The following is a 19730-nucleotide window of genomic DNA, read 5'->3' on the forward strand; positions in this document are numbered from 1 at the left end:
CGTATCGCCCGTTTTTTTGTTTCCTCGTTCGTTAAAACTTGGTAAAATACTAGAAAACAATACGATAGGGGAGAAGGTTATGGGGAAACCAGTTGATTTAGGGTATGACATTTCCTTAATTGACGTATTTGATTTAAAGACACCTGAACGCACCGGTACATATGTGCTTCACGAAAAAGAACTAACGATTATTGAAACGAGCGCAAGCCCGTCGATACCGTACTTACTCGCCGGTTTAGAAGCGCTTGGGATAAACCCAGCAGATATTCAATACATTATCGTCACCCATATTCATTTAGATCATGCCGGTGGTGCAGGATTACTCCTTGAAAAATGCCCAAACGCCCGCGTCATCGTTCATCCGAAAGGAAAGCGGCATTTAGCTGACCCTTCCAAGCTCATTCAAGGGGCAAAAGTGGTATATGGCGAGAAGTTCGCCGAACTGTTTGACCCGATTGTTCCGATTCCGGAAGACCGGCTCGTTACGATGGAAGATGGAGATACGTTAACACTTAGCGACGAACGCACACTCACCTTTTTCGATACACCAGGGCATGCGAACCATCATTTTTCTATTTACGATTCGAAAAGCAACGGCATATTTACAGGCGATACGATTGGTGTCTATTATCCACAACTGCTTGCGTATGGGGTGGAACTTTATCTTCCGTCTACCTCGCCAAGCCAATTTAATCCCGAAGCGATGCTTCATTCGGCAAAACGGCTTGAAGAACAGAGCCCATCGCGTATTTATTTCGGTCATTTCGGCATGTCAGAGCATCCAGCTGCCGTATTCCAACAATTGCGCGAGTGGTTGCCGAAAATGGTAGAAGTAGGCGAGCGCGTCATAACGGAACAGCCACTTTTGTCGTTTGAAGACAAAACAAAAACGGTAGCCGATGGCTTTATGAAATTAGTACAGCCGTATTTAGATGCGCGCGGGGTCCCACGTGAGGCAAGCGTTTACGACCTTCTTCGACTTGATTTAATCGTTTGTGCCATGGGAATGGTTGATTATTTCCAAAAACAAGAAGAAAAATGAAAGCGGTCGCATGATGCGCCGCTTTTTCTATCGCGCCTTATTCGGTTTATAATAGAAATGGTGTATCAAGTAAAGAAAGGGTGATTCGGTGAAGATCAACAGCGTGAAAATGATCGCGATTCTTTCTGTGCTCGCAAGCATTTTATGGGGATATGGGCTTGTAGCAATGGTACAAGACCAATTTTTTCATCCGACCGCATCTGCCCCACCAAAAAGCGTAGCGAAAACGGAAAATGACCACGCACTCCACCTTGTGGCGCTTGGTGATTCATTAACGCGCGGTACAGGGGATGAAACAGGGAAAGGTTACGTTGGCTATCTTGTCGATGACTTGCGCACAAAAACGAAGCAACCGCTTCAAGTCACTAATTTAGCGGTGAAAGGATTGCGCTCTAAAGAACTTGTCGAACAACTGAAGCAACTAGAAATCCAACGGCAGCTAAAACAAGCAGATTTCGTATGTATAACCATTGGTGGAAACGATTTATTTCAAGGGGGCGAATCGTTGCGGAACTTTTCGCCTCAGCGCATAAAACAAACGGAAAACGCGTATTTGCATAACTTGGAAACGATTTTCCGGACGATTCGAACCGTCAATTCACAAGCGGTCGTGTTTTATATTAGCCTTTACAACCCGTTTCAACAGTTAAACAATGGACAAGCAACATCGAAAATCGTGCGGCAATGGAATTACGATTCCGCAGAAGTAGCGGCGCGTTATCCAAACATCGTTGCCGTGCCAACGTATGATTTATTCGAAATGCATACAAACGAATATTTATATAGCGACCAATTCCATCCGAACAAAGAAGGGTACAAGCTCATCGGCGAACGAGTATCTGCGCTTATTACGTTTGTGAAAGGGGAGGGAAAATGACCGATACATTAGTCGTACAAAATTTGCGGAAAACAATTGGAAAAAAAGAGATTATTAAAGGGTTGTCGTTTTCTTTACGTGAAGGGGAAGTGTTCGGTTTTTTAGGTCCGAACGGTGCAGGCAAAACGACGACAATCCGCATGCTTGTCGGCTTAATTAAACCGACCTCTGGGCGTGTTTCCATTTGCGGATACGACCTCCAACGCCAATTCTCTGACGCGATTCGCCATGTTGGTTGCATTGTTGAAAATCCAGAACTATATCCATATTTAAGCGGTTGGGAAAACCTTGAACATTTTGCGCGCATGCTTCCTTCTTTCGCAAAAGAGCGGCTACATGAAGTCGTTTCTTTAGTTGGGCTACAACACCGCATTCACGACCGCGTCCGTACGTATTCGCTTGGGATGCGCCAGCGGCTTGGCATCGCCCAAGCGTTGTTAGGGCAACCGAAAGTGTTAATTTTAGATGAACCGACGAACGGGCTAGATCCAGTCGGGATTCGTGAAATGCGCGAGTTTATTCGTTCTTTAGCGGAAAAAGAAAAGCTTAGTGTGCTCGTTTCTTCTCATTTGCTAAGCGAAATTCAGCTTATGTGCGACCGAGTGGCGATTATGGCGAAAGGGGAAATTATCCGCATCGACGACGTCGAAACACTACTGAAAGAACAAGCACGCGTCTATTGGAAAGTAGATTCATTAGAACGGGCAAAAGCGATTTTAAAAGAACAAACGACCGTACTCGGCGAAGCTGACGGGAGAATTGTCACTTTTTATGAAGCAAATCAACTAGCGGCTTGGAACGAAAAACTCGTTCAAGCTGGCATTCGCGTGAGTGAAATTCAACCGAAACTACCGACACTAGAAGATTTATTTATCGAACTCACAGGAGGGGAAACGATTGATTAACCTCGTCTACAACGAAATGTTGAAAATCGTTCGCAAAAAGCGACTGTTCATCATTTCCGCCATCATTGCCGTCCTTGTCGGCTTGTTTACATACGCACAATATAAGCACGTCCAAGATGTACAAAAGCGGCTAGGGACAGCCGATTGGCGCACGCAGCTACAACAGCAAATTATTGACACACAAAATCGGCTCAACTCAAGCGGCATTTCCGAAGAATGGCGGAAGTTTTTAAAAATTCGGCTCCAGCAACAACAATACTATTTAGACCACAATATTAACCCTTCCGCACCAGGCGCTCCGACGTTTATGCGGATGTTTGTCGAAAATTCGATTGAATTGTTTTTGCCGTTAATGGTCATGGTCGTCGTTGCTGATTTAGTATCATCAGAAGCGAGCGGCGGGACGATGAAGCTATTATTGACGCGGCCAGTAAAACGATGGAAAATATTGTTTAGTAAATATATTGCGATGGGGTTATCGATTTCGTTTATTATGCTGGCGCTTGTGGTGCTCTCCTATGCTATTTCTGGTGCTGTTTTTGGTTATGGGGGCTGGAATTTACCGTTGCTAACAGGATTTACGGTACAGGGGGAAGAATTAAATACAGCAAGCGTCCATCTCATTCCGCAGTGGAAGTATTTGCTGATAGAATTAGGGCTTGCCTCGTTTGTTGCCATCGTCGTCGGAACGTTGACATTTATGTTATCGACCATCATGCGAAGCACTGCCGCTGTCATGGGGATTATGCTAGCGGCGCTTATCTCAGGTACAATTTTAACCAATATGGTTTCTTCTTGGAAATCGGCAAAATATTTGTTCATCGTCAACCTTAGTTTAACGGATTACATCAGCGGAACAGCCCCGCCAATCGCTGGAATGACGCTCGGGTTTTCGATGGCTGTTTTGGCTGTTTGGGGATTGGCGGCGCTTCTTGTTTCGTTTTTCGTTTTCATGACTCGCGATGTGTACTAGAAAGGGAGATGGTATGGAACAATTATGGGAAAAATTGCGGAATCGAACCCCTTCCCCGATTGGGATGACGACATTTACAAAGTATGCCGTGCTTCTTCCCCTAGTAGAAAAAAACGGGGAAATACATCTGTTATTTGAGGTTCGTTCCCTACAATTACGAAGACAGCCGGGAGAAATTTGTTTTCCCGGCGGAAAAATCGATACGAGCGATGCAGACGCACAAGCAGCTGCAATCCGCGAAACATGTGAAGAACTTGGAATACGAGAAACGATGATTTCGGACGTGTTCCCGCTCGATTATCTCATTTCCCCATTTGGCATGATCGTGTATCCGTTTGTGGCTCGTTTAGCTCATCCGGAGCAAATTCAGCCAAACGCAGAAGAAGTAGCCGCGACGTTTACCGTCCCGCTTACGTTTTTCCTGCACACAGAACCGGATGTGTATCGCGTTCATTTTCAAGCGCGTCCAGAACCGGATTTCCCATTTGAGAAAATTCCCGGTGGAAAAAACTATCACTGGCGTCCGCGGCAAATCGATGAGTATTTTTATGAATACGAAAACAACGTCATTTGGGGCTTAACGGCAAAAATTGTGCATCATTTTGTCGAGATTATCCGCTCTGTCGACTAAATTCCCTCTTTTCTTTGAGAGGGAATTCTTTTCGTGGCATTTCTGCGTATAAAATCCCCACAAGCACAAGCGCAGCACCGATGTACCCTTTCAGCGGCAACACTTCTCCTAAAAATAGATAGCCAAATAGTGCCGCGAATACGGGCTCAAGCGAAAAAATTAGTCCAGCGTGGGCAGCGGTCGTATATTTTTGCGCAACCGTTTGTACGACAAACCCAATCGCGCTGCACAAAATGCCTAACGCGAGAATTGCCACCCATGCACTCGGCGTCGGAGATGTCAGAGACTCGAACGAAAGCGAAACAACGAAGCTAATGAATCCGCAAGCACCGAGCTGTAAAATGCCAAGCGCAAGCGAATCGGAATGTTTCGTCAATTGGCCGGTGACAACAATATGCATCGCATAGCACACAGCAGCAAGGATGCAGAATAGATCGCCTTGTTTCATCGTCATCCCGCCTTTTAGTGTTAAAAGGGCAATCCCAACCGTTGTCAAAAATACCCCAATAACGACTTGACGGGCAAGTGTTTGTTTGAAAAACAACGCCGAAAAGAGCGGAACAAAAATCACCGTTAAACTAACTAAAAAGCCCGCGTGGGAAGTCGTTGTTGATCGGACGCCAATCATGACGAACGCAAAAACGAGAAATAACATCGTTCCTAATAAAAACGCATGCCGAATCGTTCGGCGGTCTACACGCCATAGCCGTTGATAAAAAACCGCTCCCGCTATGAAAAACGCAAGTAAAAATCGCAACGCGATAAAATAAAACGGCGGAAGGGAAGAAAGCCCCATTTTCATAAATAAATACGACGCTCCCCAAAAAATCGTAACGATGGCGAGCATTCCGTTCGCTTTTGCTTGACTCATGCCAAAATCGTCCTTTCATTAGATTCGTTGTAAAATAGTATACATGGACAATTAAAATAAGGAAAATGAATGTTTATCATCTATTGTATGAAAACAATTCATATAAAAGGGGAGAAGAAGATGTCGCTCACCAAACTCGAAGTGTTCGAGAAGGTAGTCGAAGTAGGCAGTGTATCGAAGGCGGCGGAAGCGCTCGGCTTGACACAATCAGCCGTTAGCCATGCGCTAGCAAGTTTAGAAGCAGAGTGGGGATTTTCGTTATTGCAACGAGATCGCTCTGGCGTACGATTAACAAGCAACGGGGCGCATATGCTGAAATACGTTCGCGAAGTATTGCATTGGCATGAACAACTAAAGCAACAAGTTGCCGCGATTAACGGCTTAGAATGGGGGACGGTTCGCATCGGAACGTTTACGAGTGTATCCTCTCAATGGCTGCCGCCGATGATTCAAACGTTTCGCACGGCACATCCTTCCATCCACATGAAATGGTTCGAAGGAGACTACGAGGAGATTCATCATTGGATTGTAAATGGCATCGTGGATTTCGGTTTTTTATCGTTATCCGCTTCGAAAACACTCGACACAATCCCGCTCAAAAAAGACCCAATCGTTTGCGTCGTGCCAATCAATCATCCGTTTTCTAATCAGCAAACGGTCACCCTTTCACAAATTGAACGAGAAGCGTTTATTATGCCGAAATGGGGAAGCGACCACGATGTGCGGCGCATCTTAAAAGAAAACCGCCTCACACCGAACATCCAATACGAAATCGTCGAAGAGCAAGCGATTATGGCAATGGTTGAATGCGGACTTGGCATTAGCATTTTGCCGAAAATGGCAATATATCGCCCACCGGAACACATTCGCTTAATTGAGATAGAAGGAGACCATTATCGAACAATCGGCATTGCGGCAACGTCGTTTTCGCATCTTTCTCCAGCAGCGAAAACATTTATTCGTTGTCTTTTCGAATGGCTGAACGAGCAGGGGATGCTTGATTTTCCGATAGAGCGCCGCTTTATGTTGACATGAAACCAAAAGGTTTCGTATAATAAAAAAGGAAACCATTTGGTTGCGAAAGGAGAGACAGCACATGATGTTACCGAATATTTGCCAAACTGCTGTATTGCAAGCGCCGATTCAAAAAGTGTGGGAAGCAGTCGCGACGTCCGAAGGGCTAGCTGCATGGTTTATGCCGAACGATTTTCAACCAGTTGTTGGGCATTCATTTCATTTAAACGCCGGTCCATTTGGCATGTCGCCTTGCCAAGTGACAGAAGTCGACCCGCCGCACCGTTTGTCGTTTCGGTGGGGAAAAGATTGGACGATTACGTTTGAACTGAAAGAAAAGGGAGAACAAACCGAATTTACCCTCATTCATTCCGGATGGGATAGCGAACAAGTCACGGAATTTGGCGAAGCTCATACGGTAGTGCGCGACCGGATGGATCAAGGATGGAAAAAGCTTATCCAATCGTTAGGCGCTTACATCGAGGGATAAGAGGCTATGCTCGCAAAGCATGACGTATTTCATGCCATTGCCGATCCGACCCGGCGGAAAATGTTGCAGCTGTTAGCGGAAAAAGAATGGTCAGTCACAGCCATCAGCAATCAATTTCCCATTAGCCGGACAGCTGTTTCGAAACATTTGCGCATTTTAGCCGAAGCAGGGCTCGTTTACGAACAAAAAGTCGGCCGCGAAACGAGGTATCACCTTAATCCGTATCCGTTGTTCGAGCTAAAACAATGGCTCGCCTTTTACGAGCGCTTTTGGGAAAATAAACTAGCGATGCTGCAACATTATGTGGAAACAAACACAAACGAAAAAAATAAGGGAGAATTGTAGGATGATTATTACAAACGAAGCAAAAGAGGCATTAAAGGAAATATTGAAGGAATACGGAAAAACGGGGATTCGGTTTTCCGCGGCGGACAACACACCGGTCGCGCTGTCGCTTGATGCGCCTGAAGCAACCGATCGGGTTGAAATCATTAACGGCATTCAAGTGGCGATGGATGAGCAGGCGCTTGTTTTGTTAGAACAGGTAACGCTTGACGTTGAAGAAACAGAAGAAGGCTTACAGCTTGTTTTAGTTGGAGGATAATTACCATCGAAACATTTTTTTACGAGTAGAGAGGAAGAAACGGGTGGATGTTGTCAAAGGAATACTTATTGGATTATCCGTCGCCGCGCCGGTAGGACCGATTGGGCTATTATGCATCCAGCGGACGATGACGCACGGAAGGGTTATCGGATTTATCTCCGGACTAGGAGCAGCGACGGCGGATGCGCTTTATGGCCTGATTGCAGGGCTTGGCTTTACTGCCGTTACGCACTTTCTTCTTGAGCAACAAACGTGGATTCGATTTATCGGAGCGTTGTTTCTTGCGTATTTGGGAATCCGAACGTTTCGTGCAAAAGCTGCTCGGATACCGGCGCAGGCGCGCGGAGGGAACGCGCTCACCGCTTATTTATCGGTGCTTTTTTTAACCCTTTCTAACCCGATGACGATTTTATCGTTTCTTGCCGTTTTTTCTAGCCTCGCGATCTCGTCATCTTCCGTTTTCCTTTTTCTTTCCGGCGTCTTTTTTGGCTCAGCGATATGGTGGCTTTTTTTGAGCGGAATGGTCGGGTTGTTTAGGCGAAGGCTCGAAGAACGGTACTTAACGATAATTAACCGGTTATCCGGGCTGCTTCTTTTAGGATTTGCGCTATGGGCGGTATACGGTTTGTTTTAACCAAAAGCGATTTTTGTTCGACATGTGTTGTCGAACAAAAATCGCTTTCTTCATGAGAAAAACGATTGTTTTTTCTGAAAGTTCTAAACTATAATACAAGTAACATACTAACCAGTTGGTATAAATGTGTGTATTTTGAACGAACAGGAGAGGGGATTATGTTTTTACGTCTAACCGACGAACAGAAAATGGTGCAAAAAGCCATTCGCAAATTTGTGGAAAAAGAGTTAATGCCGCTTGAAAATGACGTGTTGCGCAACGAACGAGAAGGACGGTCAAGCCTTCCGAAAGAAACGCTAAAACAATTACAGTTGAAGGCAAAAGAAGCGGGATTTTGGGGCATTAACACACCAGAAGAGTACGGTGGGGCAAATTTAGGACACGTGATGATGGCAATTGTCATTATGGAAGTATCGAAAACGTTCGTTCCGTTTCAGTTTGGCGGTTCAGCGGATAATATTCTTTATTATGCGAACGAAGAACAGAAGAAAAAATATTTACTCCCGACCATTAACGGCGAGAAAAAATCGTGTTTTGCGATGACCGAACCGAGCGCAGGCTCAGATACGCGCAATATTAAAATGACAGCAGTGAAAGACGGCGATGAGTGGGTATTAAACGGCGAAAAAACGTTCATTACCGGCGGAAACGACGCTGATTTTGTCATGGTTATTGCAATAACGGATAAAGAACGGCATCAAGCAACACAAGGTCGGGAAGGGGTGACGTGCTTTATTGTCGATCGTGACATGGGCTGGCGATCTGAACCGATTTATACGATGGGACCTGCGACACCAGCAAGCCTCATTTTCGAAAACGTCCGCGTTCCGGAAGAAAATATTTTAGGAGAGTTGCACGGCGGCTATAAGCTCGGGCTCGAATGGATTGGCTATGCGCGTTGGGTAGTCGGCGCAAGAGCGATAGGGGCAGCTGAACGACTATTGCAAATGGCCATTGATTATGCGAAAGAACGTGTCACGTTCGGCAAACCGATTGCCGAAAGACAAGCGATTCAATGGATGATTGCCGATTCCGCGACCGAAATCGAAGCGGCCAAATGGCTCGTATTGAATGCGGCATTTACGCTTGATCAAGGAGAAGATAATCGCCATTTGGCGTCGATGGCGAAACTGTTCGGAGCGAATATGGGCAACCGTGTCATCGATCGCGTCTTGCAAATTCACGGTGGAATGGGCTATACGAAAGAAATGCCGATTGAACGTTGGTACCGCGAGGCGAGACTTTGGCGCATTTATGATGGGACGGACGAAATTCAGCGAATGGTAATTGCACGAAATTTATTAAAAGGACACGTGAAACTCGGGCAATTTCTATAAAAATTAAAAACGCTATCGAAGAGGAGGAAAAATGATGGGAAGATTCACAGGAAGAGTAGCCTTCGTCACCGGCGGAAGTAGAGGGATTGGCAAAGCGATTGTCGAACAGTTTGCCAAAGAAGGAGCAAACATTGCATTCGTTGATTTAAACGAAGAGGCGCTGCGCGAAACGGCAGCGGAACTAAAAGAAAAGGGCTATGCCGTCTATGCGAAAGTAGCGGACGTTACCGATGCTATGCAAGTCGAAACCGTAGTACAAGAAATTGTCGATGCGTTCGGGGCAGTGGACATTCTTGTCAACAACGCCGGCGTCATCCGTGATAACTTGTTGTTTAAAATGACGGATGCCGATTGGGAAACGGTCATGAACGTTCATTTAAAAGGGGCTTTTTATTGTGCGCGCGCCGTACAAAAATATATGGTCGAGCGCAAATACGGACGCATCATTAACATTTCGTCTACTTCCGCACTCGGTAACCGCGGACAAGCGAACTACGCTACCGCAAAGGCGGGGCTGCAAGGGTTTACGAAAACGTTGGCGATTGAACTAGGCAAATACGGCATTACGACGAACGCCGTTGCGCCTGGATTTATCGAAACGGACATGACGAAAGCAACCGCAGAACGCATCGGCATTTCCTTCGATGAACTTGTGCAAGCAAGCATCGCGCACATTCCGGTTGGAAGAAGCGGGAAGCCAGCGGATGTCGCCCATGCTGTCGCATTTTTTGCCGATGAAAAATCATCGTTTATTAACGGTCAAGTACTTTACGTGGCGGGTGGACCGAAGACATAAGAAAAGCCAAGTGGATCGGGTAGCTCTCGAAGCCAAACGTTCTTCCAACATAAATCTTTTTATCCGATGAAATAAGGGGGCGAGTTTGATGTTTGCCGAACATGTGGGCAAATGCTCAAAGAAAGTAAAAAATGTTGTCGAAAGAGGAGCGGTGAAAAAATTTGCCGAAGCGATCGGCGATCTTCATCCGATTTACTGGGAGGAAGAAACGGGCAAAAATTCTCGCTATCAAACAAATATTGCCCCGCCAACATTTCCGCGCGTGTTTGATTATGGTGTAATTGAAGGGTTGAATCTTCCGGCGAAAGGGCTTATTCACGGTGAACAGTCCTTTCATTATAACCGACCTCTTTTGGTTGGGGAAGAGCTGTTTTGTTATGCGAAAGTGGAAAGCTATGACGAAAAGCAAAGCAGCATGGGGAATATCGGACGGCTAGTCATTACAAGCTACGGGGAAGATGTGTCAGGAAATATCATTTTCACTTCTACAGCGACGATTCTTCTTACAGAAGCGGTCAGAAAGGCGATGATAGTATGACTAAACTAGTTGCATTACAAGTCGGTCATTCTTTAGAGGAAATCCAGTTACCCCCTGTATCAAGACTCGATTTAATTCAATATGCCGGGGCCTCGGGAGATTACAACCCGATCCATACGATTGAAGAAGAAGCGAAAAAGGCAGGGCTGCCGGGGATTATTGCGCACGGCATGTGGACAATGGGCAACCTCGCCAAATTATTCACCCCGTATGTCCAACAAGGCTTTATCCAAGACTATTCGGTTCGATTTAAAGGCATGGTCTTTCTCGGTGACGTCATTACCCTTCACGCCACGTTAACCGAAAAAACAGACGGCCATCTTCGCTTTCGCGTCGCTGCCACTAACCAAAACGGCAACGACGTTATTCAAGGGGAAGTGGTGGTTGCTTTATACGACCGCGAAGATCGCACAAGCTTCACCGAGGAGGAAACGCCTTAGACCGATGGCGCATGGAGTGAGACAGCTACCCAATCGTAAAATTCGTTAAAAAATCTCGATTCCTCAGACGGAATCGGGATTTTTTTGGGTCGCTATATGTGACGAGACGCACTACAGCGACGACTGGTTTATGATTGAATATTAGTGGGGGGAAGAACATGGTCTATTACATTTGGCTTGCCGTTAACGGCTTGCTTCTTATCTTTTCGTTGCTTTTTATTTGGGTGTTTCGTCCGTATGATTCCACGACCGTACTAGCAGGAAAATTGCTCGCGCAACTAGCCATTCTTTTGTTTTTTATCAACGTCAATATGTACTTTATTTTTCTTGTCATCCGCAAATCGAAAGTTCGGCGTGTGAAGGTCACGTTAAGCAAACGAGCAAGAACTATGATGAAAGCGCACATCTCGCTAGCGCTAGCCGGTGCGAGCATGATTTTGCTTCACGGCATAGTCATGATATGGAAATTAGGAGCGACCATCGGGTTTATCCATCCGAAAATGGTCACTGGGTATGGGAGTATCGGCTTACTAGCCATCACACTGTTTGCTGGATTTCTTCGCCATCGCAAAGCGTCCCGGTTTAGAAGAAAGTTTCATCTTATCACCGCCATGCTGTTTGCGTGTTTGTTTCTCATCCATTTATTTTGGTCGATATAGGAGGAAGAAACGAGGGGATAATGGCTCTTTTAACGACATACAAGAACCGGCAAGTTTTTCTTTGAGGTCTACAAAGATTGTATCGAAATAATCATTTCACATGTAAGGATAATTTGCGTGTGCTCAACTTTCGTATGAAAAAAGTTAGAAAAATAAAAAAAATCAAGTTATTTGGATTTTCACTGAAACAGTAGTAAAATGGAAATGCAATCGGTTTATCACTATGAATATGTTGTAAAATAAAAATCCACCGTTTTTTGAAATCATAACAACTCCCCTATTGTATAATACTTTTTTCATATGGGAGCTGCTAAAAAACGGCATTTATCGTGTAAAGCGATTTATTAGCTTTGGAGGGTATTCAAACATGAACACGAATGAAAGTTTCAGAAATCCATGGGAAAAGTTTCACGGTCCAAATCTTGGATACGTCATGGAAATGTACGAGCGGTATTTACAAGATCCAAGTCTGGTTGATCCAGAATTGAAAGACTTGTTTGACCGCTGGGGACCGCCTGAAATACAGGATGTGAACGATGCTGTTGATCAGAAATATTTTGCGCAGCACACTAATGTACGTGCGAACTTGTTAGAAAAATATGTTCAGGCAATCAAATTGGCTGATGATATCCGTACTTTCGGGCATTTAGATGCTCAAATCAATCCGCTGGAAACAACTGAAAAAGATTCGAACCATCTCGATCTTCAACCGTTCGGACTAACGGAAGAAGATTTAAAATCGATTCCTGCTTCGATTATTAGTGCGTATTTGCCTAGCTATATGCAAAATGGGCTTGAAGCGATTCAATATTTAAAAACGGTTTATACATCGAAACTAGCGTTTGAATTTGGACATGTTCAAAATATTGAGGAAAAAAACTGGCTATTACAAATGGTCGAGTCAGGCAGCTATATCCCTTCGATCTCGAATGCGAAGAAAATGGAACTGTTAAAACGGCTCACAGAAGTGGAAGTGTTTGAGCAATTTTTGCACCGGACATTCGTCGGTCAAAAACGTTTTTCAATTGAAGGGGTTGATACGCTAGTACCATTGCTTGATGAGATTATTTCAGAATCTGTACAAGCAGGGACAAAAACGATTAACATTGGAATGGCTCATCGCGGACGGCTAAATGTGCTGGCACACGTATTAGGCAAACCTTATGAAATGATTTTCGCAGAATTTCAACATGCGCCGAATAAAGACTTAATTCCATCTGAAGGTTCGATTGGGATTACGTACGGATGGACGGGCGACGTCAAATATCATTTAGGGTTGGACCGAAAAATCAAGAAGGAGAATACCGTTCGCGCGGTTATTACGTTAGCTAACAACCCAAGCCATTTAGAATTTGTCAATCCTGTTGTGGTTGGCTATACGCGTGCTGCTCAAGAAACGCGCAGCGCACCCGGCTTCCCTAAACAAGACGAAAATCAATCGCTTGCGATTTTAATTCATGGCGATGCAGCGTTTCCAGGACAAGGAGTCGTGGCGGAAACGTTAAACTTAAGCCGGTTAAAAGGCTATCAAACAGGCGGTACGATCCATATCATTGCCAATAATATGATTGGATTTACGACAGAAAGTGAAGATTCTCGTTCCACGAAATATGCGAGCGATTTAGCGAAAGGATTTGAAATTCCAATTGTTCATGTCAATGCCGATGACCCGGAAGCGGTGCTTGCAGCAGCTCATTTTGCTGTTATTTACCGCCAAACGTTTAAGAAAGACTTTTTAATTGATTTAATTGGATATCGTCGTCACGGTCATAATGAAATGGATGAACCTGCTGCAACGAATCCAGTAATGTATCAAATCATTCGTAAACATCCGACTGTTCGTAATCTTTATAAGAATCGCCTTAAACAGCAAGGGATCATTCGATCAACGGAAGAGGTGGATCGCTTTACAGAAGAAATAGAGAAGAGACTGCAAGCAGCTTATGAGAAAGTAGCGAGTGTCAAAGAAGAACTCGATTACGAAATGAATCCCCCGGAAGTAGCGGAAAAAGGGATTTCAAACATCGATACAACGGTACCTGTTCATGTGCTTGAACGAGTAAATCACGAACTTGTACAATGGCCAGAGAATTTTCACGTATTTAATAAGTTGGAACGAATTTTGCAGCGGCGCATTACTGCTTTTCAAGAAAACAAGATCGATTGGGCACATGCGGAAGCGTTAGCCTTTGCCACGATTCTTCAAGATGGCATTCCGATTCGGTTGACAGGGCAAGATTCAGAGAGAGGAACGTTCGCCCAACGTCATCTTGTTTTACATGATGAAAAAACAGGAAAAGTCTTTTCGCCGCTACATCATCTATCAGGCAGTAGAGCATCTTTTGCGATTCACAATAGCCCGCTGTCCGAGACGAGTGTGCTTGGGTTTGAATACGGTTATAACGTATTTGCTCCTGAAACATTAGTGCTATGGGAAGCGCAATTCGGCGATTTTGCGAACTCTGCGCAAGTCATTATTGACCAGTTTATCTCATCAGGAAGAGCGAAATGGGGACAAAAATCTGGTCTTATGATGTTGCTTCCGCACGGATACGAAGGACAAGGCCCCGAGCATTCAAGCGCCCGTTTGGAACGGTTTTTGACATTAGCGGCTGAAAATAACTGGACCGTCGCGAATATGACGAAATCATCACAATACTTCCATATTTTGCGCCGTCAAGCGTTAATTTTACAAAAAGAAGAAGTGCGGCCGCTGATCATTATGTCGCCGAAAAGCTTATTGCGTCATCCATTAGTTATGTCAAAAGTAGCGGATTTGAGCGAGGGAAGTTTCCAACCGGTGTTGCCACAACCAGGATTAGGATATGCACCAGAAAAAGTTGAACGACTAATCTTATGTTCGGGTAAAATCGCAATTGATTTAGCGGAAAAATTAGAAGAAATACAAGATAAAAACTGGTTCCATATTTTACGGGTAGAGGAGTTGTATCCGTTCCCAATGGAAGAAATTGCTCGTTACATGAAGCAGTTCCCGAATTTAAAAGAAATGGTGTGGGTACAAGAAGAACCGAAAAATATGGGAGCTTGGAACTTTGTCGAACCTCGCTTGCTTACATTAGCCCCTGCGGGAGTCCAAGTTGCTTATGTCGGACGCAGAAGACGATCCAGCACGGCAGAAGGCGATCCAATTGTTCATAAAAAAGAACAAGCGCGCATTATAAACCAAGCCTTCACGCGCTCGTAACTATAAAAATGGCGAAAGGAGATACAACAGTGGCAGAAATTAAAGTACCGGAATTAGCAGAATCGATTACGGAAGGAACGATTTCCCGATGGCTCAAACAACCGGGAGATTTTATCCATAAAGGGGAGCCGATTGTAGAGTTAGAAACCGATAAAGTCAATGTAGAATTAATGGCTGAAGCATCAGGGATTATTGCTCAATTGTTATTTCATGAAGGAGATACCGTCCGCGTAGGGGATACAATCGCCATTGTATCAGAAGAAGCGGAAACAAACGTTTCACAAGTAGAAGAAACACCGCAGCAAGACCAACCGACCGCTACAAAAGAAGAGCCGGTCAAGGAAGAACCTGTCGCAAAACCAACTCAACGACCGATCGCTTCACCAGCAGCAAGAAAGCTGGCCCGTGAAAAAGGCATTGATTTATCGAAAGTAACGCCGGTTGATCCGCTAGGTCGCATCCGTAAACATGATGTAGAAGCGTACTCGAATCAGTCAGTTCCATCGTCACCTGCACTAGAAGCAGTCAAACCGGCGATGCCGAACGCATTTGAACTAGAAAAGCCAGTCGAACGAATCCGCATGTCCCGACGCCGCCAAACGATTGCGAAACGGTTGGTGGAAGTTCAACACACCGCAGCGATGCTGACAACATTTAACGAGATTGACATGACGGGCATTATCCACTTGCGCAATCGTCGCAAAGATGCGTTTTATCAAGAACACGACGTGCGGCTTGGCTTTATGTCGTTCTTCACGAAAGCCGTCGTCGCAGCATTGAAAAAATATCCGCTGCTAAATGCTGAAATTCAAGGCGATGAAATTATTGTGAAAAAATACTATGATATCGGGGTAGCTGTATCGACGGACGAAGGGTTAGTCGTTCCTGTCGTACGCGACGCGGACAAGAAAAATTTCGCCGAGATTGAGCGAGAGATTTTACACTTAGCAACAAAAGCGCGTGAAAATAAATTAAGCTTAAAAGATCTGCAAGGAGGTACATTTACGATTACTAACGGCGGAGTGTTTGGTTCGTTACTGTCCACGCCTATTTTAAACGGGCCGCAAGTCGGCATTTTAGGCATGCATAAAATCCAACTTCGCCCTGTTGCCATCGATGAAGAGCGCATGGAAAACCGCCCGATGATGTATGTGGCGCTATCCTACGACCACCGCATTATCGACGGCAAAGAAGCGGTCGGCTTTTTAGTGAAAGTAAAAGAGCTTCTTGAAGATCCAGAGCAGTTATTGTTAGAATCATGAGGGGAGTTCCCTCATGATTTTTATTTACACATCAAATACTTGGTAGGAGGAGAAGATGGACGTTACGAAAGAATTAGCAATGCGAATCGCTCGTGCAAATAGGATTGCAGTGTTGACGGGGGCAGGAATGAGCACGGAATCGGGCATTCCTGATTTTCGCAGCGAAAATGGGATTTATGCGCAAGAAGAAGATGTCGAATACTATTTGTCTGAATACTACTTTGCCAAAAATCCAGTTGATTTTTGGCAGCGTTTAATTTCGTGGCGCCTGTCACGCCCTGAGGATTGTCGAGATTTGTAGAAACAGAGAGTCATAGCGTGGCTCTCTGTTTTTGCATGTGCGCTCCTCATGATGGCAAGGACGAGAAGAGGGACTGAAAGGAGGCATGAAACAAAAAGAGCGGGAAATGATTGAAAAAGGGATGAGCATTGCCAAGATTGCAATCGGCCTTACAGATTGTTTTCTATCGCTATGCAGAGAAGTATGGCATTTGCGCTGATCAAATTGCCGTTGCCGGCAATAGTGCCTGCGGGAATCTTAGGGCGTGGTGCCTGTCACACCCCGAAGTTAAAGCAAATTGTACAACGGCTTCCAGTACACGTTTGCCGATTCCGTCGCCACGTGCGTCACACCTATTTCTTTCAACCGGTTCACAAACTCCAGCAATTCATCGGTCATAGGACGGAATGTTCGAATTGCTTTTCCTTTAGGGGTGATGGTACAAGCAGTAATCGGTTTTTGCTGAACATCGATTCCACAACAACGTTCAATACATCCATCGCGTTCCTTCTCCATCTCGCCTTGAAAGACAGAAGTCGATGGGCTTCTGTCTTCTTTTGGTTTGAAAACTAGCAGGAAAAATCGCTCATGCTGCCGAATAAAGGAGTTAAACCATCGTATGCGAGGTGAAGATATGTCCATTGACCACGATCGTTTGTTTAAAGAGTTAATTCAAACGTTTTTTGAAGAATTTATTGTTCTCTTTTTTCCAATGATGCATGAGCATATCGACTTTCACCATTTATCGTTTTTGTCGGAGGAGTTGTTCACCGATGTGACAGCAGGGGAGAAGTACCGCGTCGATTTGCTTGTCGAAACGAAGCTCAAAGGTGAAGACGGGCTAGTGATCGTGCATATCGAAAACCAAAGCTATGTGCAACCGTCGTTTCCTGAAAGGATGTTTATTTACTTTAGCCGTTTGTTTGAAAAGTACCGTAAAAATATCGTACCGATTGCCGTATTTAGCTACGATACGATCCGCGACGAACCATCTACATTTACGCTTCAATTTCCTTTTGGCCACGTGCTAGACTTTCGCTTTTTCACCGTGGAATTACGTAAACAAAACTGGCGAAACTACATTCGTAACGATAACCCAATCGCCGCTGCATTGTTAAGCAAGATGGGGTATACTGAAGGTGAACGGGTAGAACTGAAAAAACAATTTTTACGCATGCTTGTACGGATGGAATTAGACGAAGCGAAACAACGGTTACTGTTTGGCTTTTTTGAAACATATGTGAAGCTATCGGATGAAGAAGAACAAAGACTGCGAAGCGAGGTGAATGAAATGGAGACGAAAGAAAAAGAACAAGTGCTTGAACTGATTATTTCGTATGAACAAAAAGCGTTGGAAAAAGGAAGAGAAGAAGGGATCAAACAAGGAATCAAACAAGGGATGAGACAGGGGATGAAGCATCTTGTACAAACGATGTCGAGAAAAGGAATGAGTGTAAAAGATATTGCGAACGTCACTGACCTTGCGGAAGAAGAAGTGCAGCAAATGTTGAAGAAGGAATAAAGGATTTGTTCGCCATTTCACAACTGTCGTCGACTTCCAATCTTGGATCGTCGGCAGTTTGCTTTTTATTTTTCGGCTTAGTCAACTACCCACTCTTAAAGCTAGTGGCTTTTGAAGTCGGGGTCTCCTGCGCGAATAAAGATGAAACAGCTTCAACGAGACATGGTACATGATATGAAGTTAACAATAACGGCGTAGTAGATAAAAATAACGCAAAGCTTTCAGAGGATGGAACAGGCAGCCATCGCCCTTGTTGGAGATGAGGGAGTGCCACCCCGCCTGAAGTTTTGCGAAATCGAATGGATCCATAGCGGGAGAGGCTATGGATTTTTTTGTTTTACCACTATGCAATAGGCGACGTTACAAGGATGGTATGAAAATGTGTCTTGACATGTCGCGTTTTTGTTGTATAATTGTGCGTAGAATAAACGCTGTCGTTCATATGGATGGCAGGTCAAGAAGGGGAGCGGCATCGTGTCGCTCCTTTTGTTTTTCATGTGGGGAGGGATGTTTTTGTATTCACGAATCGCCCTATTTATTGACGGCGGGTATCTTGACAACGTATTGAAATGGCATGGAAAAGCCAAAATTGATTACAGTAAGCTTGCTGCAGCTATGGCTAACGATCACTTGCTTCTGAGAACGTACTACTATCACTGTCTCCCTTATCAATCTCCAAATCCATCTTCAGAGGAAAAAGAGTATTTTTCCAATGCTCAAAGTTTTTTCAAAAGATTGAACAGACTAGAAAGTTTTACTGTTCGAGAAGGAAAACTTGCATTCCGCGGTATTGATGATCGTGGTTCCCCAGTGTTCGAGCAAAAGCGTGTCGATGTGATGCTAGCGACAGACTTAGTTATGCATAGTACGAAAAAACTGATTACGCATGCAGCTCTTTTAACAGGGGATAGCGACTTTTTGCCAGCGTTGCAAATTGCACAATCAGAAGGAGTGCATATTACTCTCTATTATTCAGATGAAAGCGACGACATTCGCCCGCACGATGAACTGTTGGATATTGTCGATGATCGGAGATTGATCAACAAGGAGTTCATCCATAGTATTAAAAGAGGATAATGACATAGTGTATGAAACCTGTGGCTCTTTTTTGTTTGGATCATATTACATTGGTAATTGAAACGAATTTATGCTCCAATAGAGAGGACAGTGTATATGAAAAAAGACCGCTATATTTATCCGGCTATTTTCGATGATGACAGCGATGGAATATCTGTGGAATTTCCTGATCTCCCTGGATGTTTCACGTGCGGCGATACAGAAGAAGAAGCGCTGCAAATGGCAAAAGAAGCGTTAGCATTGCATTTGTATGGATTAGAACAGGAGAATGGAGCGATTCCTGAGCCTTCAAAATTATCAGACATTCAATACAAAAATAATAAAACCGTTGCCTTTATTGAGGTATGGATGCCGCCTTTTCGCTATGAAATGGAAAAAAGACGTTAACAATTCCAAAATAGTTTGATGATTGAGTGAAAAAATATCATGTAAACTACTCACAAGTTCTTCAAGAGGCATTCAAAGAAGCATTTAGGTGTTCATGAGAGGAGAGTTGAATCAATTGATGAGAATCCCCCTTCCTTGGCAATGAGGGAGGGGGATTCTGGTGTTTTTAAAAATGATAAATATAGA

22 protein-coding genes and 1 pseudogene are annotated in these 19730 nt (G+C 44.5%); 21 read left to right on the top strand and 2 right to left on the bottom strand.

The genetic code is table 11. The features are described 5' to 3' along the window. The first annotated feature begins 79 nt into the window (after positions 1-79). From GFC30_RS09470 to GFC30_RS09490, 5 genes are all read left to right on the top strand, one after another. Positions 80-1042: an MBL fold metallo-hydrolase gene (locus tag GFC30_RS09470; protein ID WP_066324736.1), complete on the top strand. Its 963-nt coding sequence runs from the start codon at positions 80-82 to the stop codon at positions 1040-1042. An 88-nt stretch (positions 1043-1130) separates the two neighbouring features. After that, on the top strand, positions 1131-1919 hold the full coding sequence (locus GFC30_RS09475) for an SGNH/GDSL hydrolase family protein (protein WP_066324738.1): 789 nt from the start codon (positions 1131-1133) through the stop codon (positions 1917-1919). Next, positions 1916-2824, top strand: coding sequence for an ABC transporter ATP-binding protein (locus tag GFC30_RS09480; RefSeq protein WP_066324740.1), 909 nt, complete (start codon positions 1916-1918; stop codon positions 2822-2824). The genes GFC30_RS09475 and GFC30_RS09480 overlap by 4 nt, the downstream gene beginning before the upstream one ends. Further along, positions 2817-3797, top strand: a complete 981-nt coding sequence (locus tag GFC30_RS09485; RefSeq protein ID WP_066324743.1) for an ABC transporter permease — start codon at positions 2817-2819, stop codon at positions 3795-3797. Before GFC30_RS09480 ends, GFC30_RS09485 begins: the two co-directional genes overlap by 8 nt. Before the next feature lie 13 nt (positions 3798-3810). Beyond that, on the top strand, positions 3811-4428 hold the full coding sequence (locus GFC30_RS09490; protein ID WP_066324746.1) for an NUDIX hydrolase: 618 nt from the start codon (positions 3811-3813) through the stop codon (positions 4426-4428). On the opposite strand, the gene GFC30_RS09495 is transcribed toward GFC30_RS09490, so the two are convergent. Further along, positions 4409-5299 carry a DMT family transporter gene (locus GFC30_RS09495; RefSeq protein WP_066324747.1) on the bottom strand — a complete coding sequence of 297 codons (891 nt, stop codon included), beginning with the start codon at positions 5297-5299 and terminating at the stop codon, positions 4409-4411. The two genes, GFC30_RS09490 and GFC30_RS09495, sit on opposite strands and share 20 nt — an antisense overlap. Positions 5300-5419: 120 nt before the next feature. Here GFC30_RS09495 and GFC30_RS09500 point away from each other — a divergent pair, with 120 nt between their 5' ends. The 13 genes and pseudogenes from GFC30_RS09500 to GFC30_RS17625 all read left to right on the top strand — a co-directional run. Then, positions 5420-6334, top strand: a complete 915-nt coding sequence (locus GFC30_RS09500) for a LysR family transcriptional regulator (protein WP_066324749.1) — start codon at positions 5420-5422, stop codon at positions 6332-6334. Between the two features lie 61 nt (positions 6335-6395). After that, a complete protein-coding gene (locus tag GFC30_RS09505) occupies positions 6396-6803 on the top strand; it encodes an SRPBCC family protein (protein WP_066324751.1) in 408 nt (135 codons plus the stop codon). A gap of 6 nt (positions 6804-6809) precedes the next feature. Further along, a complete protein-coding gene (locus tag GFC30_RS09510; protein WP_066324753.1) occupies positions 6810-7148 on the top strand; it encodes an ArsR/SmtB family transcription factor in 339 nt (112 codons plus the stop codon). Between the two features lies 1 nt (position 7149). Continuing rightward, positions 7150-7407, top strand: a complete 258-nt coding sequence (locus tag GFC30_RS09515) for a hypothetical protein (RefSeq protein ID WP_066324755.1) — start codon at positions 7150-7152, stop codon at positions 7405-7407. A gap of 43 nt (positions 7408-7450) precedes the next feature. Next, on the top strand, positions 7451-8041 hold the full coding sequence (locus GFC30_RS09520) for a LysE family translocator (protein WP_066324756.1): 591 nt from the start codon (positions 7451-7453) through the stop codon (positions 8039-8041). Between the two features lie 158 nt (positions 8042-8199). Beyond that, complete coding sequence (locus tag GFC30_RS09525) at positions 8200-9378, top strand: acyl-CoA dehydrogenase family protein (protein ID WP_066324759.1); 1179 nt, start codon at positions 8200-8202, stop codon at positions 9376-9378. 31 nt (positions 9379-9409) lie between these two features. Then, a complete protein-coding gene (locus GFC30_RS09530) occupies positions 9410-10174 on the top strand; it encodes a beta-ketoacyl-ACP reductase (RefSeq protein ID WP_066324762.1) in 765 nt (254 codons plus the stop codon). An 88-nt stretch (positions 10175-10262) separates the two neighbouring features. Continuing rightward, positions 10263-10712 (top strand): MaoC family dehydratase N-terminal domain-containing protein, encoded by a 450-nt coding sequence (locus GFC30_RS09535; RefSeq protein WP_066324764.1) that lies wholly within the window; start codon positions 10263-10265, stop codon positions 10710-10712. Next, on the top strand, positions 10709-11152 hold the full coding sequence (locus GFC30_RS09540; protein WP_066324766.1) for a MaoC family dehydratase: 444 nt from the start codon (positions 10709-10711) through the stop codon (positions 11150-11152). The genes GFC30_RS09535 and GFC30_RS09540 overlap by 4 nt, the downstream gene beginning before the upstream one ends. A 158-nt stretch (positions 11153-11310) precedes the next feature. Then, positions 11311-11811: a hypothetical protein gene (locus tag GFC30_RS09545; protein WP_066324768.1), complete on the top strand. Its 501-nt coding sequence runs from the start codon at positions 11311-11313 to the stop codon at positions 11809-11811. A 367-nt stretch (positions 11812-12178) separates the two neighbouring features. Continuing rightward, on the top strand, positions 12179-15016 hold the full coding sequence (locus GFC30_RS09550; RefSeq protein ID WP_066324770.1) for a 2-oxoglutarate dehydrogenase E1 component: 2838 nt from the start codon (positions 12179-12181) through the stop codon (positions 15014-15016). A 29-nt stretch (positions 15017-15045) separates the two neighbouring features. Continuing rightward, a complete protein-coding gene (odhB, locus tag GFC30_RS09555) occupies positions 15046-16278 on the top strand; it encodes a 2-oxoglutarate dehydrogenase complex dihydrolipoyllysine-residue succinyltransferase (RefSeq protein ID WP_066324773.1) in 1233 nt (410 codons plus the stop codon). Between the two features lie 55 nt (positions 16279-16333). After that, positions 16334-16531, top strand: a pseudogene (locus tag GFC30_RS17625) (Sir2 family NAD-dependent protein deacetylase); the annotation flags it as partial. A 315-nt stretch (positions 16532-16846) separates the two neighbouring features. Here the strand turns inward: GFC30_RS17625 and GFC30_RS09565 are convergent. Continuing rightward, a complete protein-coding gene (locus GFC30_RS09565) occupies positions 16847-17074 on the bottom strand; it encodes an IS110 family transposase (RefSeq protein WP_066324783.1) in 228 nt (75 codons plus the stop codon). Positions 17075-17192: 118 nt separating this feature from the next. On the opposite strand from GFC30_RS09565, the gene GFC30_RS09570 reads away from it, so the two are divergent. The 3 genes from GFC30_RS09570 (at position 17193) to GFC30_RS17470 (ending at position 19544) form a co-directional block, all read left to right on the top strand. Beyond that, on the top strand, positions 17193-18080 hold the full coding sequence (locus GFC30_RS09570; protein ID WP_066327300.1) for an Rpn family recombination-promoting nuclease/putative transposase: 888 nt from the start codon (positions 17193-17195) through the stop codon (positions 18078-18080). A 507-nt stretch (positions 18081-18587) separates the two neighbouring features. After that, positions 18588-19157, top strand: coding sequence for an NYN domain-containing protein (locus tag GFC30_RS09575; RefSeq protein ID WP_238583482.1), 570 nt, complete (start codon positions 18588-18590; stop codon positions 19155-19157). Positions 19158-19253: 96 nt separating this feature from the next. Continuing rightward, positions 19254-19544 (top strand): type II toxin-antitoxin system HicB family antitoxin, encoded by a 291-nt coding sequence (locus GFC30_RS17470; protein ID WP_066324785.1) that lies wholly within the window; start codon positions 19254-19256, stop codon positions 19542-19544. Positions 19545-19730 lie beyond the last annotated feature (186 nt).

The organism is Anoxybacillus amylolyticus (assembly GCF_001634285.1).
GTDB classification, from domain to species: domain Bacteria; phylum Bacillota; class Bacilli; order Bacillales; family Anoxybacillaceae; genus Anoxybacteroides; species Anoxybacteroides amylolyticum.